This window comes from Pseudomonas edaphica (genome assembly GCF_005863185.1).
GTDB classification, from domain to species: Bacteria; Pseudomonadota; Gammaproteobacteria; order Pseudomonadales; family Pseudomonadaceae; genus Aquipseudomonas; species Aquipseudomonas edaphica.
Genome location: NZ_VBVZ01000110.1, coordinates 1 through 13,671, shown reverse-complemented (window position 1 = coordinate 13,671; position 13,671 = coordinate 1). Strand labels below are relative to the sequence as shown.

General features: G+C 60.0%; 11 protein-coding genes and 1 pseudogene. 9 read left to right on the top strand and 3 right to left on the bottom strand.

Going from position 1 to position 13,671, the window contains the following annotated elements; genetic code table 11:
- Positions 1-51: 51 nt before the first annotated feature.
- The 3 genes and pseudogenes from FEM54_RS09835 to phhA all read right to left on the bottom strand — a co-directional run bounded on the left by FEM54_RS09835 (position 52) and on the right by phhA (position 2,489).
- Positions 52-1,229, bottom strand: a pseudogene (locus FEM54_RS09835) (amino acid aminotransferase).
- A complete protein-coding gene (locus tag FEM54_RS09830) occupies positions 1,229-1,585 on the bottom strand; it encodes a 4a-hydroxytetrahydrobiopterin dehydratase (protein ID WP_017134918.1) in 357 nt (118 codons plus the stop codon). The pseudogene FEM54_RS09835 and the gene FEM54_RS09830 overlap by 1 nt, the downstream one beginning before the upstream one ends.
- A 97-nt stretch (positions 1,586-1,682) precedes the next feature.
- Positions 1,683-2,489: a phenylalanine 4-monooxygenase gene (phhA, locus tag FEM54_RS09825; RefSeq protein ID WP_138450662.1), complete on the bottom strand. Its 807-nt coding sequence runs from the start codon at positions 2,487-2,489 to the stop codon at positions 1,683-1,685.
- Positions 2,490-2,746: 257 nt separating this feature from the next.
- Between phhA and FEM54_RS09820 the strand changes: the two genes are divergently transcribed.
- From FEM54_RS09820 to FEM54_RS09780, 9 genes are all read left to right on the top strand, one after another.
- Positions 2,747-4,312 (top strand): sigma-54-dependent transcriptional regulator, encoded by a 1,566-nt coding sequence (locus FEM54_RS09820; RefSeq protein ID WP_138450660.1) that lies wholly within the window; start codon positions 2,747-2,749, stop codon positions 4,310-4,312.
- Between the two features lie 306 nt (positions 4,313-4,618).
- Entirely contained in the window at positions 4,619-5,359 is a 741-nt protein-coding gene (locus FEM54_RS09815) for a flagellar basal body rod protein FlgF (protein ID WP_017134921.1), read from the top strand.
- Between the two features lie 67 nt (positions 5,360-5,426).
- Positions 5,427-6,212, top strand: coding sequence for a flagellar basal-body rod protein FlgG (gene flgG, locus FEM54_RS09810; RefSeq protein ID WP_056859743.1), 786 nt, complete (start codon positions 5,427-5,429; stop codon positions 6,210-6,212).
- A 53-nt stretch (positions 6,213-6,265) separates the two neighbouring features.
- The gene (flgH, locus tag FEM54_RS09805) at positions 6,266-6,961 is read left to right on the top strand and encodes a flagellar basal body L-ring protein FlgH (protein WP_017134923.1); all 696 of its coding nucleotides are present in this window, start codon (positions 6,266-6,268) and stop codon (positions 6,959-6,961) included.
- 27 nt (positions 6,962-6,988) lie between these two features.
- Positions 6,989-8,077 carry a flagellar basal body P-ring protein FlgI gene (locus tag FEM54_RS09800; protein WP_225933067.1) on the top strand — a complete coding sequence of 363 codons (1,089 nt, stop codon included), beginning with the start codon at positions 6,989-6,991 and terminating at the stop codon, positions 8,075-8,077.
- 4 nt (positions 8,078-8,081) lie between these two features.
- Entirely contained in the window at positions 8,082-9,353 is a 1,272-nt protein-coding gene (gene flgJ, locus FEM54_RS09795) for a flagellar assembly peptidoglycan hydrolase FlgJ (RefSeq protein WP_032865398.1), read from the top strand.
- Between the two features lie 10 nt (positions 9,354-9,363).
- Positions 9,364-11,409, top strand: coding sequence for a flagellar hook-associated protein FlgK (gene flgK, locus FEM54_RS09790; RefSeq protein ID WP_138450657.1), 2,046 nt, complete (start codon positions 9,364-9,366; stop codon positions 11,407-11,409).
- Positions 11,410-11,423: 14 nt separating this feature from the next.
- A complete protein-coding gene (locus FEM54_RS09785; RefSeq protein WP_138450655.1) occupies positions 11,424-13,025 on the top strand; it encodes a flagellar hook-associated protein 3 in 1,602 nt (533 codons plus the stop codon).
- Between the two features lie 279 nt (positions 13,026-13,304).
- Positions 13,305-13,671, top strand: a 367-nt coding sequence (locus tag FEM54_RS09780; RefSeq protein WP_477749729.1) for a beta-ketoacyl-[acyl-carrier-protein] synthase family protein, incomplete at its 3' end; no start/stop codon positions are given.

Below are 13,671 nucleotides of genomic sequence, written 5' to 3'. Positions count from 1 at the left end.
CACCGTAATCGCAGGCAAGCCAGCTCCCACAATTTGATTGCGTTTCTTCAGTTATTTCGAGACGTCGGCGATGGCCTCGGCCAGTAATGCCAGGCGTGTCGCGTCAATACCCGCCACATTCGCCCGCCCTGAACTGACCATGTACACGCTGTGCTTCTCGCGCAGTTGCTTGACCTGCTCAGCACTCAAACCGGTATAGGAAAACATCCCGCGCTGCGCACCAATATGCGCAAACTTCTCGGCCAGCCCGTGGGGCGCCAGCGCCTCCACCAGCCCGGAGCGCAGTTGGGCAATGCGTGAACGCATGGCCTCGACTTCATCGCTCCAGCGCTTTTTCAGCTCGGCGTCGCCCAGGATGGTCGCTACCACTGCGGCGCCATGATCCGGCGGCGTCGACCACAGGTTGCGCGCGATATTCGCCAGTTGGCTGCGCACGTCCGTGAGCTTCTCGGCGTCTGCCGCGCACACGATCAGCGCGCCGACACGGTCGCTGTACAGGCCGAAGTTCTTCGAGCAGGAACTGGTGACCAGCACTTCCGGCAGCTCGGCGGCAAACAACCGTACCGCCCAGGCGTCCTGCTCCAGGCCGTCGCCAAAGCCCTGGTAGGCGAAGTCGATCAATGGCAGCAATTGCCGTTCGCGCACGATGTGCAACACCTGGCGCCAGTCGTCCTGGGACAAGTCAAAACCGGTCGGGTTATGGCAGCAGGCATGCAACAACACCACGTCGCCTGTGGGCACGGTGGCCAGCGTTGCGAGCATCGCGGCCACGTCCAGGCGGTTATCCGCGCCCACATACGGGTAATGGCCTTGGCGAAGATGGTTTCGTGGATCGGCCAGGTCGGGTTGCTCAGCCACACGCCGCGGCCGGGCAGGTTTTGCGCGATAAAGTCGGCACTCAGGCGTAGCGCGCCGGTGCCGCCAGGGGTTTGCGTAGCACCGGCGCGACGTTCGCGAATCAGCGCTGAATCGGCGCCCAGCACCAGCTCACTGATCAGCGAACCGAAGGCCGCATTGCCATGGCCGCCGATATAGGTCTTGGTGGTTTGCGTGTCCAGCAGGCGCTGTTCGGCCAGTTTTACCGAGTGCGGAATCGGCGTCAGGCCCTGGTCGTCCTTATACACACCCACGCCCAGGTCGAACTTGTTCGGGTTGGCGTCCTGAGCATACAGGTCCATCAGCCCGAGGATCGGGTCCCCGGGCACGCGGCCAATGGCATCAAAATGCATTACTTGCGGCCCTCGGCGTCCTTGGCCACTTCGTCGGTGCGCGCGGCCATGATGAAGTCGTTGCGGTGCAGGCCTTTGATCGAGTGGCTCCACCAGGTCACGGTGACTTTGCCCCACTCGGTGAGCAGGCCCGGGTGATGGCCTTCGGCTTCGGAGATTTCACCCATGGCGTTGGTAAAGGCCAGGGCGAACTTGAAGTTCTTGAACAGGAAAACCTTTTCCAGCTGCATCACGCCGTCGCGTACTTCGATGTTCCAGTCGGGAATCTGCTTGATCAGTACCGGCAGCTCTTCGTCGCTGACTTGTGGGGCATCGGCGCGGCAGGCTTCGCAGTGGGCTTGGTTCAAGGTGGTCATGGGGGTGTCCTGAATTCGAAAGATTGAGATCAGTGGGCGTTACCCTAAAGCAACGCGCGGCCAGGGAACAGATTCACCTGGCCTCAAAATGTAAGGTTCAAGCAGCTTCGGGTTTGGGCGGCACTGCCTTTGGGGTGAAGAGCGGCGCATGCAGACCCAACTGCATACCGCGCTCGACCATGCCCATGATGTCTTCCTGCGCCACTTCAAACAGGCGCTTAAGCTCGGGCAGTACGAAGTACAGCGGTTGCAGGATGTCGATGCGATACGGCGTACGCATTGCTTCCAGCGGGTCGAAGGCCTGGTGTTCGGGTTCATCCGACAGGCAATACACGCTTTCTTTAGGCGACGACAAGATGCCGCCACCGTAGATGCGTCGACCTTGCGGCGTGTCCACCAAACCGAATTCGATGGTCATCCAGTACAGGCGCGCCAGGTACACGCGTTGCTCTTTGGTGGCCGCGAGGCCGAGCTTGCCGTAAGTGTGGGTGAACTCGGCAAACCATGGGTTGGTCAGCAGCGGGCAGTGGCCAAAGATCTCGTGGAAAATATCCGGCTCTTGCAGATAGTCCAGTTCTTCGCGGGTGCGAATAAAGGTCGCCACCGGAAATTGCTTGCTGGCGAGCAATTCAAAGAAGGTCTGGAAGGGGATCAGTGCGGGGACGCGGGCAACTTGCCAGCCGGTGGTTTCGGCCAACACCTTGTTGATCTCACCCAGTTGCGGGATGCGGTCCAGGGGCAGGCCGAGCTTGTCGATGCCGTCCAGGTATTCCTGGCAGGCGCGTCCTTTGATCACTTTCAATTGGCGCGTGATCAGGGTGTTCCACACCGCGTGTTCTTCCGGCGGGTAGTGGATAAAACCTTGCGCATCGGGCTCGCGGGCCACGTAGTGCGTCTGCTTCATACGGCTCTCCTGCTAGGCATTCGTTCTTGTTATGTCCTGCGATGAGCCTATTGATAACGCGGAAGGCGACGGATTCCATCGGGCTCCGGTGCTTGCGCGTAGGAAAAGTTACCGTTATTCGTAAAGTTTTCGTTACGGTATGCCGGCCTCTCGTTGTCTTGGGCTGGGAAAAGGTCACAAGCTGTCACATAATCTTGACGACTATCTGCGCCCAGCGGCAAAAAGCCCCGGCGCTTTCCCACCATTTGGGCTTTTTCATGCGTATTAAAGTGCACTGCCAGAACCGTATCGGCATCCTGCGGGACATTCTCAACCTGCTGGTGGAATACGGCGTCAACGTCGCCAAAGGCGAGGTAGGCGGTGAACATGGCAACGCCATTTACCTGTTTTGCCCCAACCTTGTGAACATGCAGTTCCAGGCGCTGCGCCCGCAATTCGAAGCAATTGCCGGGGTATTTGGCGTTAAAAGGGTAGGGCTGATGCCCAGCGAACGTCGGCATATGGAGCTCAATGCGCTGCTCGGCGCCCTGGAGTTTCCGGTGTTGTCGATTGATATGGGCGGCTCCATCGTCGCCGCCAACCGCGCGGCGGCGCAGTTGCTCGGGGTGCGGGTGGACGAGGTGCCGGGCATTCCGCTGTCGCGTTATGCCGAGGATTTCGACCTGCCGGAGTTGGTGCGTGCGAGCAAATCGCGCATCAACGGCTTGCGGGTCAAGGTCAAGGGTGACGTGTTTTTGGCGGACATCGCGCCGCTGCAGTCTTCCGAACACGACGACAGCGAGGCCATGGCCGGTGCCGTGCTGACCCTGCACCGTGCCGACCGTGTGGGCGAGCGTATCTACAATGTGCGCAAGCAAGAGCTGCGCGGCTTCGACAGTATTTTCCAAAGCTCCAGGGTCATGGCCGCGGTGGTGCGCGAAGCCCGGCGCATGGCGCCGCTGGATGCGCCGCTATTAATAGAAGGCGAAACCGGCACCGGCAAAGAGTTGCTGGCACGCGCTTGCCACTTGGCCAGTCCGCGCGGGCAATCGCCCTTGATGGCGCTCAATTGCGCGGGCCTGCCGGAGTCGATGGCCGAGACCGAGCTGTTCGGCTACGGCCCCGGCGCATTTGAAGGGGCGCGGGCCGAGGGCAAGTTGGGCCTGCTGGAGCTGACGGCGGGCGGTACGTTGTTTCTCGATGGCGTGGGGGAAATGAGCGCACGCTTGCAGGTGAAATTGCTGCGCTTTTTGCAGGACGGCTGCTTTCGCCGGGTGGGCAGTGATGAAGAGGTGTACCTCGATGTGCGGGTGATCTGTGCCACCCAGGTGGACCTGTCGGAACTCTGCGCCCGTGGCGAATTCCGTCAGGACCTGTATCACCGGCTCAACGTGCTGTCGCTGCATATCCCGCCGCTGCGTGAATGCCTGGATGGCTTGGCGCCGCTGGTTGAGCACTTTCTTGACCAGGCCAGCCGACAGATTGGTTGCCCGCTGCCCAAGCTGGCGACGGCGGCGATGGACCGGCTCAGTCACTACCATTGGCCGGGCAATGTGCGGCAGTTGGAAAACGTGTTGTTTCAGGCGGTGTCGTTGTGCGACGGCGGCATGGTCAAGGCTGAGCATATTCGCCTGCCGGATTATGGGGTGCGCCAGCCCCTTGGGGATTTTTCCCTGGAAGGCGGGTTGGAGAACATCGTTGGGCGGTTTGAAAAGGCGGTGCTGGAGGCTTTGTACGCCGAGCACCCGAGCAGTCGGCAGTTGGGTAAGCGCCTAGGCGTGTCGCACACCACGATCGCGAATAAGTTGCGTGATTACGAAATTCTGAAGAATGAACGCGGTTAAACCTGTGGGAGCTGGCTTGCCTGCGATGACGGTGGGTCAGTTGGCTCATGTGTCGCTGATACACCGCTATCGCAGGCAAGCCAGCTCCCACAGTTGATCTTTGTCGTCCTTAAGACCGGTGCTTGCCGCAGGCGGCAGTAGTCCGCCGTTTTTTCGACTCTATCCCTGCCACCTAATCTCTAAGCCTGCCCGCAAACCCCCGCCGTACATGGACTTCAATCTATTTTCAAAAGTTGGTTCGCAAATTGCTTAAGCCTCATCAGAGCAACGGTGGGCGGCAAGCGTCCGTCAGAAAGAGGATAGAGCGTGGACAAGTACCTTTATGTGGCAATGACCGGCGCCAGCCAGAATGCACTGGCGCAAAAGGCCCATGCCAACAATCTGGCGAACATTTCCACCAACGGTTTCCAACGGGACCTGGAGCAGGCGCGTTCGATGCCGGTGTTCGGTGACAGCTTTCCGGCGCGGGCATTCGCCATGACCGAACGGCCGGGCACCGACTTCTCCCAGGGCGCCATGATTGAAACCGGTCGCGACCTCGATGTGGCGGTCAGCGGTGACGGCTGGATGGCCGTGCAAACCCCGGATGGCGGCGAAGCCTACGTGCGCAGCGCCAGCATGAATGTGGATGCGTTGGGCGTGTTGCGTGCCGGCAACGGCATGCCGGTGATGGGCAACGGTGGCCCGATTGCCGTGCCGCCCGAGCAGAAAATCGAAGTGGGCGCCGACGGCACCATCAGCATCCGCGCCATGGGCGAAGGCCCGCGCGTGATGGCTGAAGTGGACCGCATCAAGCTGGTCCAGCCCGACCTCAAGAACATGACCAAGGGCCTGGATGGCGCCATCCATACCAAGGATGGCAAACCGGCCCAGGCCGACGCGAACGTGCGGCTGACCTCGGGTTTCCTGCAGGCGAGCAACGTCAATGCGGTGGAAGAAATGACCGCCGTGCTGTCGCTCTCCAAGCAGTTCGAACTGCACATCAAGATGATGAACAGCGCTAAAGAAGACGACCAGGCCATGACCCGCGTTCTGTCGATGAGCTGATTGCCGGTTTACTGAAGACTAATTTTGCAGCACAGCGCCAACAAACAGGCGCACGAAGGAGAACACTATGCTTCCGGCTCTATGGGTTGCCAAAACAGGTTTGGCCGCGCAGGACACCAACCTGACCACCATCTCCAACAACTTGGCGAACGTGTCGACCACGGGTTTCAAACGTGATCGCGCCGAGTTCCAGGACTTGCTTTATCAGATCAAGCGCCAGCCAGGCGCCCAGTCGACCCAGGACAGCGAACTGCCGTCGGGCCTGCAACTGGGTACCGGTGTGCAGATCGTCGGCACCCAGAAGAACTTCAGCGCCGGTAACCTGCAGCAAACCAACCAGCCGCTGGACATGGCCATCAACGGCCGGGGTTTCTTCCAGATCCTGCAGCCGGATGGCACTACTTCCTACACCCGTGACGGTACTTTTCACCTCGACTCCAATGGCCAGATCGTCACCGCCAACGGCTTCGCGCTGGAGCCGGCTGTGGTGGTTCCAGCCGATGCCAAGACCTTTACCGTCGGCACCGACGGCACCGTGTCCATCACCGTGGCCGGCAACCCGGCGTCGCAAGTGATCGGCAACCTGCAAACCGCCGACTTCATCAACCCGGCCGGCCTGCAGGCCATGGGTAACAACCTGTTCCTGGAAACCGCCTCCAGCGGCGCGCCGCAAATCGGCACCCCAGGTCTCAACGGCTTCGGTACCACCCTGCAGCAAACCCTGGAAACCTCCAACGTCAGCACGGTTGAGGAGATGGTCAACATGATCACCACCCAACGCGCCTACGAGATGAACTCCAAGGTGATTTCCACCGCCGACCAGATGCTTTCGTTCGTAACGCAGAATCTGTAATCAAGTCTATGGGGCGCCTTTTGCGGCGCCTGCAACACCGTGAGGTAAGGGTCATGAATCGCTATGTTTCTGTTCTGGCATTGAGTGGGATCGCCGTGCTCGCGGGCTGTGTCGCCCCGACGCCAAAACCCAATGACCCGTACTACGCGCCGGTGTTGCCGCGCACGCCGTTGCCGGCGGCGGCCAACAATGGCTCGATTTACCAGGCCGGTTTCGAACAGAACCTGTACAGCGACCGCAAGGCCTTCCGTGTGGGTGACATCATCACTATCACGTTGAACGAGAAGACCCAGGCCAGCAAGAATGCCAACTCGCAGATCGGCAAGACCAGCAAGACCGGCATCGGCCTGACCTCGCTGTTTGGTGGCGGCCTGACCACCAATAACCCTTTGGGCGATGGCGACCTGAGCCTCAACGCCGGTTACAGCGGCGACCGTGCCACCAATGGCAAGAGCGCGGCGGGGCAGGGCAACAGCCTGACCGGTTCGATCACCGTAACGGTGGCGGATGTATTGCCCAACGGCATCATCGCCGTACGCGGTGAAAAGTGGATGACCCTCAACACCGGCGACGAGCTGGTGCGTATCGCGGGCATGGTGCGTGCCGATGATATTTCCACCGACAACACCGTGCCGTCCACGCGCATTGCCGATGCACGCATTACCTACTCGGGTACGGGTTCGTTTGCTGATGCGAGTCAGCCGGGCTGGTTCGACCGTTTCTTCCTTAGCCCGCTGTTCCCTTTCTAGGTGGCCATTTTGAACCTCAAACAGCTGATGGCTGCCGCGTTATTGCTGGCCTTGAGCGCAGGAGCACACGCCGAGCGGTTGAAAGACATCGCCAGTATTTCCGGCGTGCGCTCCAACCAATTGATCGGCTACGGGCTGGTGGTGGGGCTTAACGGTACGGGTGACCAGACCACCCAGACGCCGTTTACCCTGCAGACCTTCAACAATATGCTCTCGCAGTTCGGCATCAAGGTGCCGCCTGGGTCGGGCAACGTGCAGCTCAAGAACGTCGCGGCCGTGTCGATCAGTGCCGACTTGCCGGCGTTCTCCAAGCCGGGCCAGGTGGTGGATATCACCGTGTCCTCCATCGGTAACTCGAAAAGCCTGCGTGGCGGCACCTTGCTGATGACGCCGCTCAAAGGTATCGACGGCAACGTCTACGCCATTGCCCAGGGCAACCTGGTGGTCGGCGGTTTTGACGCCGAGGGCCGTGACGGCTCGAAAATCACCGTGAACGTGCCATCCGCCGGCCGCATTCCCGGCGGCGCCACGGTTGAACGCACCGTGCCCAGCGGTTTCAACCAGGGCAACAGCCTGACCCTGAACCTCAACCGTTCGGACTTCACCACCGCCAAGCGTGTGGTCGACAAGATCAACGACATGCTCGGCCCTGGCGTAGCACAAGCCATCGACGGCGGCTCGATCCGTGTGACGGCGCCGCTCGACCCAAGCCAGCGTGTCGACTACCTGTCGATCCTGGAAAACCTTGAAGTCGACCCGGGCCAGGCGGTGGCCAAAGTCATCATCAATTCGCGCACCGGCACCATCGTGATCGGCCAGAACGTCAAGGTGTCGCCAGCGGCGGTCACCCACGGCAGCCTGACCGTGACCATCACCGAAGACCCGATCGTCAGCCAGCCTGGGCCGCTGTCCAATGGCCAGACGGCAGTGGTACCGCGCTCGCGGGTCAATGCCCAGCAAGAAGCCAAGCCGATGTTCAAGTTCGGCCCCGGAACCACCCTGGATGAGATTGTCCGCGCGGTGAACCAGGTGGGCGCAGCGCCCGGCGACTTGATGGCGATTCTCGAAGCTTTGAAACAGGCCGGCGCCTTGCAAGCCGACCTGATCGTGATCTAAGGCCATGGCCATGGATATGCACAAAAGCGGGTTCACCAGCACGGCGGATTCGGGGTCTTACTCCGACCTCAACCGGCTGAACCAGCTCAAGGTCGGCGCCGACAAGAACAGCGAAGGCAACATGCGCAAAGTGGCGCAGGAGTTCGAGTCGCTGTTCCTGAGCGAGATGCTCAAGTCCATGCGTTCGGCCACCGAGGCGCTGGGCAAGGACAACCCGCTGAACACCCCGGCTGCCAAGCAGTACCAGGAAATGTACGACCAGCAGTTGGCGGTCTCGATGTCCCGCGAAGGCGGTGGTATCGGTTTGGCTGACGTGCTGATGCGCCAGATGCAGAAGAACAAGCCGGTCGAGGCGCAGTCCTCGACCTTGCAAGGCCCGGCGGCGGCCGAGCCGGTCAAGGCCAAGAAGGTTGATGTGCCGACTGAAATCGGCGCCGGCACCCTGGCTAATGGCCCGTTGGGGCGCTCCAATGGCCAGCGGCCGTTGTGGGCTTACCGCGTTGCAGAGCCGCAAGGCGCCAGTGCGCACACCAACGACATGGAACTGATGAACCAGCGCCGCATGGCGTTGCCGAGCAAGCTGACCGACCGCCTGCTGGCCGGCATCGTGCCGAGCACTCAGCCCGCCACGCAGGCCGCGAGTGCGCCACTGCGTAACAGCGCCGCCACCGATAACGTGGTCAACAGCACCGCGCGCAACTTTGCCGTGCCGAGCGGGCGCATGCAGGTTTATGGCCGAGCGATTGCCCAGCCACCGCTGGCGCCGGCGAAAAAAGCCTTCAGCTCGCAGGATGAATTTGTCGCCACCATGCTGCCGATGGCCAAGGCGGCCGCCGCGCGCATCGGCGTGGATCCCAAGTACCTGGTGGCCCAGGCCGCGCTGGAAACCGGCTGGGGTAAATCGGTGATGCGCGCCGAGGACGGCAGCAGCAGCCACAACCTGTTCGGCATCAAGGCCGGGCAGAGCTGGCAGGGCGGCCAGGCGCGTGCAATCACCAGCGAGTTTCGTGATGGGTCGATGGTCAAGGAAACGGCGCAATTTCGCTCCTACAACTCCTACCAGGACAGCTTCCACGACCTCGTGACATTGCTGCAAAGCAATGATCGCTATAAAGAAGTTGTGAAATCAGCCGACAACCCGGAACAGTTTGTACGCGAGTTGCAAAAAGCCGGATATGCAACCGACCCGGACTACGCCAGCAAGATTTCGCAGATCGCCAAAACGATGAACAGTTACCAGAATTTCGCTGCCGCTGGCGCAACCACACATTTATAAGGTCTGAATCATGAGTTTGCTCAGTATCGGGATGTCAGGACTCAATGCCGCTCAAGGCTCGTTGTCGGTCTTGAGTAACAACATTGCCAACGTCAATACCCCGGGATACTCGCGCCAGCAGACCACCCAGAACGCCAACGCCAACAACCCGTATGGCGGCGTATTCATCGGTAGCGGCACGACCCTGGCGGATGTGCGCCGGGTCTACAACGAGTTCCTTGATCAGGCCTATCAAAACAGCACGTCGCTCAATAACGATGCTAAGGCCTACTCAAGCCAGGCGAGTGCGATTGATAAGACCCTGTCGGACAAGACCACCGGCATGTCCTCGGTGCTGAGTGCGTTTTTCGCCGCAGTACAGACCTCGTCGGCCAACCCGAGCGACGTGTCTGCCCGACAAGTGCTGTTGACCAGCGCCCAGACGCTGAGCAACCGTTTCAACTCGATCTCCAACCAGTTGAACCAGCAAAAAGAGTCGATCAACGGCCAGTTGAGCACTATGAGTGATCAGGTCAACCAATTGACTGCCTCGATTGCTTCGCTCAACAAGCAGATCACTCAGGTCCAGGGGTCAAGCAACAGTGCCCCGGCCAACCTGCTGGACGCTCGTAATGAAGCCGTGCGCTCGCTCAATGAATTGGTGGGCGTCACTGCCAGCGAGAAGAACAGCGTGTTCAGCGTCAGCACCGGCACCGGCCAGTCGCTGGTGCTGGGTGATCAGTCCAACACCATTTCTGCGGTGCCGAGCGCCAGCGACCCGAGCCAGTACACCATCCAGCTCAACGCTGGCGGCGGTACGGCGATTGACCTGGGTAATGTGCTCAGCGGCGGAAGCATTGGCGGCTTGCTGCGTTATCGCAGCGATGCGTTGATGCCCGCCATCAACGACCTGGGGCGTATTGCGATTGCCACTGCCGATACCGTCAACAGTCAATTGGGCCAGGGCCTGGATTTGAACGGTGACTTCGGCACGTCGCTGTTTAAGGACATCAACAGCGCGGCGGCCATTGCGCAACGCAGCCAAGGTGCGGCGGGCAACAGCGTCGGTTCCGGCAACCTGAATGTGAGCATCAAAGACAGCAGCAAGCTGTCGACATACGACTATAAAGTCACCTTCACCAGTGGCAGTAACTACACCGTGATGCGTTCCGACGGTAAAGCCATGGGCGCATTCGACACCACTACCACGCCGCCGCCGGTCATTGACGGGTTCACCCTGGCCTTGGACGGCAAAGGGCCGGTGGGCGCTGGCGACAGTTTCAAAGTCAGCCCGACCGCCAACGGCGCTACCAATATCGGCACAGACCTGACGGATGCCAATAAAATTGCATTCGCCGGGCCGTTGCTGGGCGAGGGCAGCAAGACCAATCAAGGTACCGGCACCTTTACGCCACCGACTCTGACCTTGCCTATCGACATTCACGGTGGTGCGGACACCGCTCAACTGCGTACCGGGATTGAACATTCGATGCCGGTGAAAATGGTATTCGGCAAGCCGGCTGCTGATGGCACGCAGGCCTACACGCTCAACGATTCTCAGGGAAATCCGATCGGCAGCGGCACTATCGTTCCGGGTCAAAGCAACAAAATCACCATCAACGTACCGATGCGTGATGCCAACGGCGCGTTGGTATCGCCAGCCAAGAGCTTCAAGTTTGATACGACCGTGGGCGGCTCGCCGGCCGATGGCGACAGCACCACGTTCTCTTTCAACGCTTCGGGCAAGTCGGACAACCGCAATGCTCAAGCGCTGCTGGACTTGCAGACCAAAGCCACAGTCGGTCTGTCGGACGGCAGCGGCGGCGGTGTGAGCCTGGTGGCGGCCAACAGCCGACTGGTATCGACCGTGGGGGCCAAGGCGGCGTCGGCGATTACCGACACCACGGCTACCGGTGCGTTGCTCAAGGCCAACCAGGACGCACGCAACTCGGTGTCCCAGGTGAACCTGGATGAAGAGGCGGGCAACATGATCAAGTTCCAGCAGTACTACACCGCGTCGTCGCAGATCATCAAGGCTGCGCAAGAAACCTTCAGCACATTGATCAATAGTCTTTAAGGGAGCCTGGGACGATGCGTATTTCTACTGCTCAATATTTTGAAACCAGCTCCACCAAGTATTCAGATAACTACTCCAGTGTGGTCAAGGCCCAGGAGCAGGCCAGCTCCGGTGTGCGTGTGCAAACCGCCGCGGATGATCCGGTAGCGGCGGCGCGCTTGTTGTTGCTGCAACAGCAAAAAGACATGCTGGGCCAGTTCAGCGGCAACGTCACCAGCCTGAAGAACTCCCTGACCAACGAAGAAAGCGTACTGAGTTCGATCGACGATGCCATGCAGCGCGCCAGCCAGTTGGCCTTGCGTGCCGGTGGTTCGATCAGCGACGCTGATCGCCGGTCTATCGCCAGCGAGATCGGCGCGATTGAAAATCAGGTACTGGGGCTGCTCAACAGCAAAGACTCGTCCGGCAACTATATGTTCTCCGGCTCCAAGTCCCAGACCCCGCCGTATTCACGTAACAGCGATGGCACCTACAGCTATCAGGGCGATGAAACGCCGCTGAGCCTGCAGGTTTCCAATACACTGAATGTCAGTGCTGGTGATACCGGCAAGACCATTCTGGAAGGCGCAGCAAACTCTGGGCGTACCCAGGCCACGTGGCTGCCACCGGTGCCGCAGACGGTGCCGCCTACGGTCAACGATAACAAGGTCGCGCTGTCGGCCGGGTTGGTCACTTCGGGCATCGACTACACCAAGAAATTCGCCGATGGCCAGCCTTACAAGCTGACCTTTACCAGCAGCACGCAATACAAAGTGGCCGACAAGGACGGCAACGACGTGACGTCCGAGATTCCGGGCAACGGCACGTTCGATGCCACCAAGGAAGGCAATACCAGCGTTGCGTTGCGCGGTGTGAAGTTCGACATCACGTTGAACCTGGGCGATGTCGCGCCCGGCGCCAACTCTGATGCACTGGTCAAGGATCGTTCGTTCAGCCTGGAAGCCAAGCCGGATACCTTCAGTGTCTCGCGCACGCCAAGCAATGCCTCCACCGCACAATTGACCGGTGCGCGTGTGTCCAATCAGGCGGACTACGCCAGCACGTTCCCGGCCAACAGTGGCGCGGTTATCAAGTTCACCAGCGCCACCGCCTACGAGGTGTACGCCCAGCCTTACTCGGCCGACAGCAAGGCCATTGCCACCGGTGATACCGGCGGCGGTACAACGGTCACGGCGGCTGGGGTGACGTTTGATGTGAATGCCGGGCCACCGCAGGCGGGTGATCAGTTCTCAGTCGGTGCCAGTACCAAGAAAACCCAGAACGCGCTGGATACCCTCAGTCAGTTGCGTCAGGCACTGGAGCAACCTGCCGACAACAATCCGGCGGCGGCGATCAAGCTCAAGGATGTCCTGGATGCATCGATCAGCAACCTGGCCAATTCACGTACCCAGCTCGATAACGTGCGCGGCTCCATCGGTGCGCGGCAGAATGCCCTGGATATCCAGGCCAGTGAAAACACCAGTATTGGCTTGGCCAATACCAGCACCATGAGTGATCTGGCCAACATCGACATGGGTGAGGCGGCGATCAACCTGACGTTGCAGCAAACCATGCTGCAGGCGTCGCAGCTGGCTTTCGTGAAAATTTCCCAGTTGACCCTGTTCAGCCGCATGTAAATTCATCGCGAATACGCAGCGGCCCAGCCTGGAAACAGGCTGGGCCGTTGTCGTTTGTGCGGCTTAATTGTTTGAAGGTTTTGCACAAAGCACACAAAATTGAGTGACCTGTGAGTCATAAAGCGCATCTTCACTGTATCGTGTGAAAAGGATAAGTCGTCGCCAGGTCGTTGCGCGCAGGCTTTCAGCGAGATTTTTGTGGGGTTATCCCCTTTATTGTCAGCGCCCCCGACACCGTTCGCGGGGTGTTCTCCAGCTATTTAGTATTGGGAAGCCACAATGATTGGCATAAAAAGCATCGCCAGTTACGTGCCGGCAGACGGGATCGATAACTACGCCCAGGGTGCCAAATTCGCCAAGGATGAAGAATTCATCATTGGCAAGATCGGTTCGGCGTTCTTGCCGCGCAAGGAAGCCGCGCAGGAAACCTCCGATCTGTGTGTCGAGGCGGTCAACGCTTTGTTTGCCAACAACCCGGATTTGAAGCGTGAGTCGATTGACGCGCTGATCGTCGTGACCCAGAACGGCGACGAAGAGGGTTTGCCCCACACCGCCGCCATCGTTCAGGACAAGCTCGGCCTGCCGACCCATGTGGCCGCCTTCGATATTTCCCTGGGCTGCTCCGGCTATGTCTACGGCATTTACG

Bases quoted from the DNA above. Each gene is read 5' to 3' on its own strand.
- FEM54_RS09800 (WP_225933067.1), top strand. From the start codon at position 6,989: ATGGCTGCCGCGTTATTGCTGGCCTTGAGCGCAGGAGCACACGCCGAG.
- flgK (WP_138450657.1), top strand. From the start codon at position 9,364: ATGAGTTTGCTCAGTATCGGGATGTCAGGACTCAATGCCGCTCAAGGC.
- FEM54_RS09820 (WP_138450660.1), top strand. From the start codon at position 2,747: ATGCGTATTAAAGTGCACTGCCAGAACCGTATCGGCATCCTGCGGGAC.
- FEM54_RS09830 (WP_017134918.1), bottom strand. From the start codon at position 1,585: ATGACCACCTTGAACCAAGCCCACTGCGAAGCCTGCCGCGCCGATGCC.
- flgJ (WP_032865398.1), top strand. From the start codon at position 8,082: ATGGCCATGGATATGCACAAAAGCGGGTTCACCAGCACGGCGGATTCG.
- phhA (WP_138450662.1), bottom strand. From the start codon at position 2,489: ATGAAGCAGACGCACTACGTGGCCCGCGAGCCCGATGCGCAAGGTTTT.
- flgG (WP_056859743.1), top strand. From the start codon at position 5,427: ATGCTTCCGGCTCTATGGGTTGCCAAAACAGGTTTGGCCGCGCAGGAC.
- flgH (WP_017134923.1), top strand. From the start codon at position 6,266: ATGAATCGCTATGTTTCTGTTCTGGCATTGAGTGGGATCGCCGTGCTC.
- FEM54_RS09785 (WP_138450655.1), top strand. From the start codon at position 11,424: ATGCGTATTTCTACTGCTCAATATTTTGAAACCAGCTCCACCAAGTAT.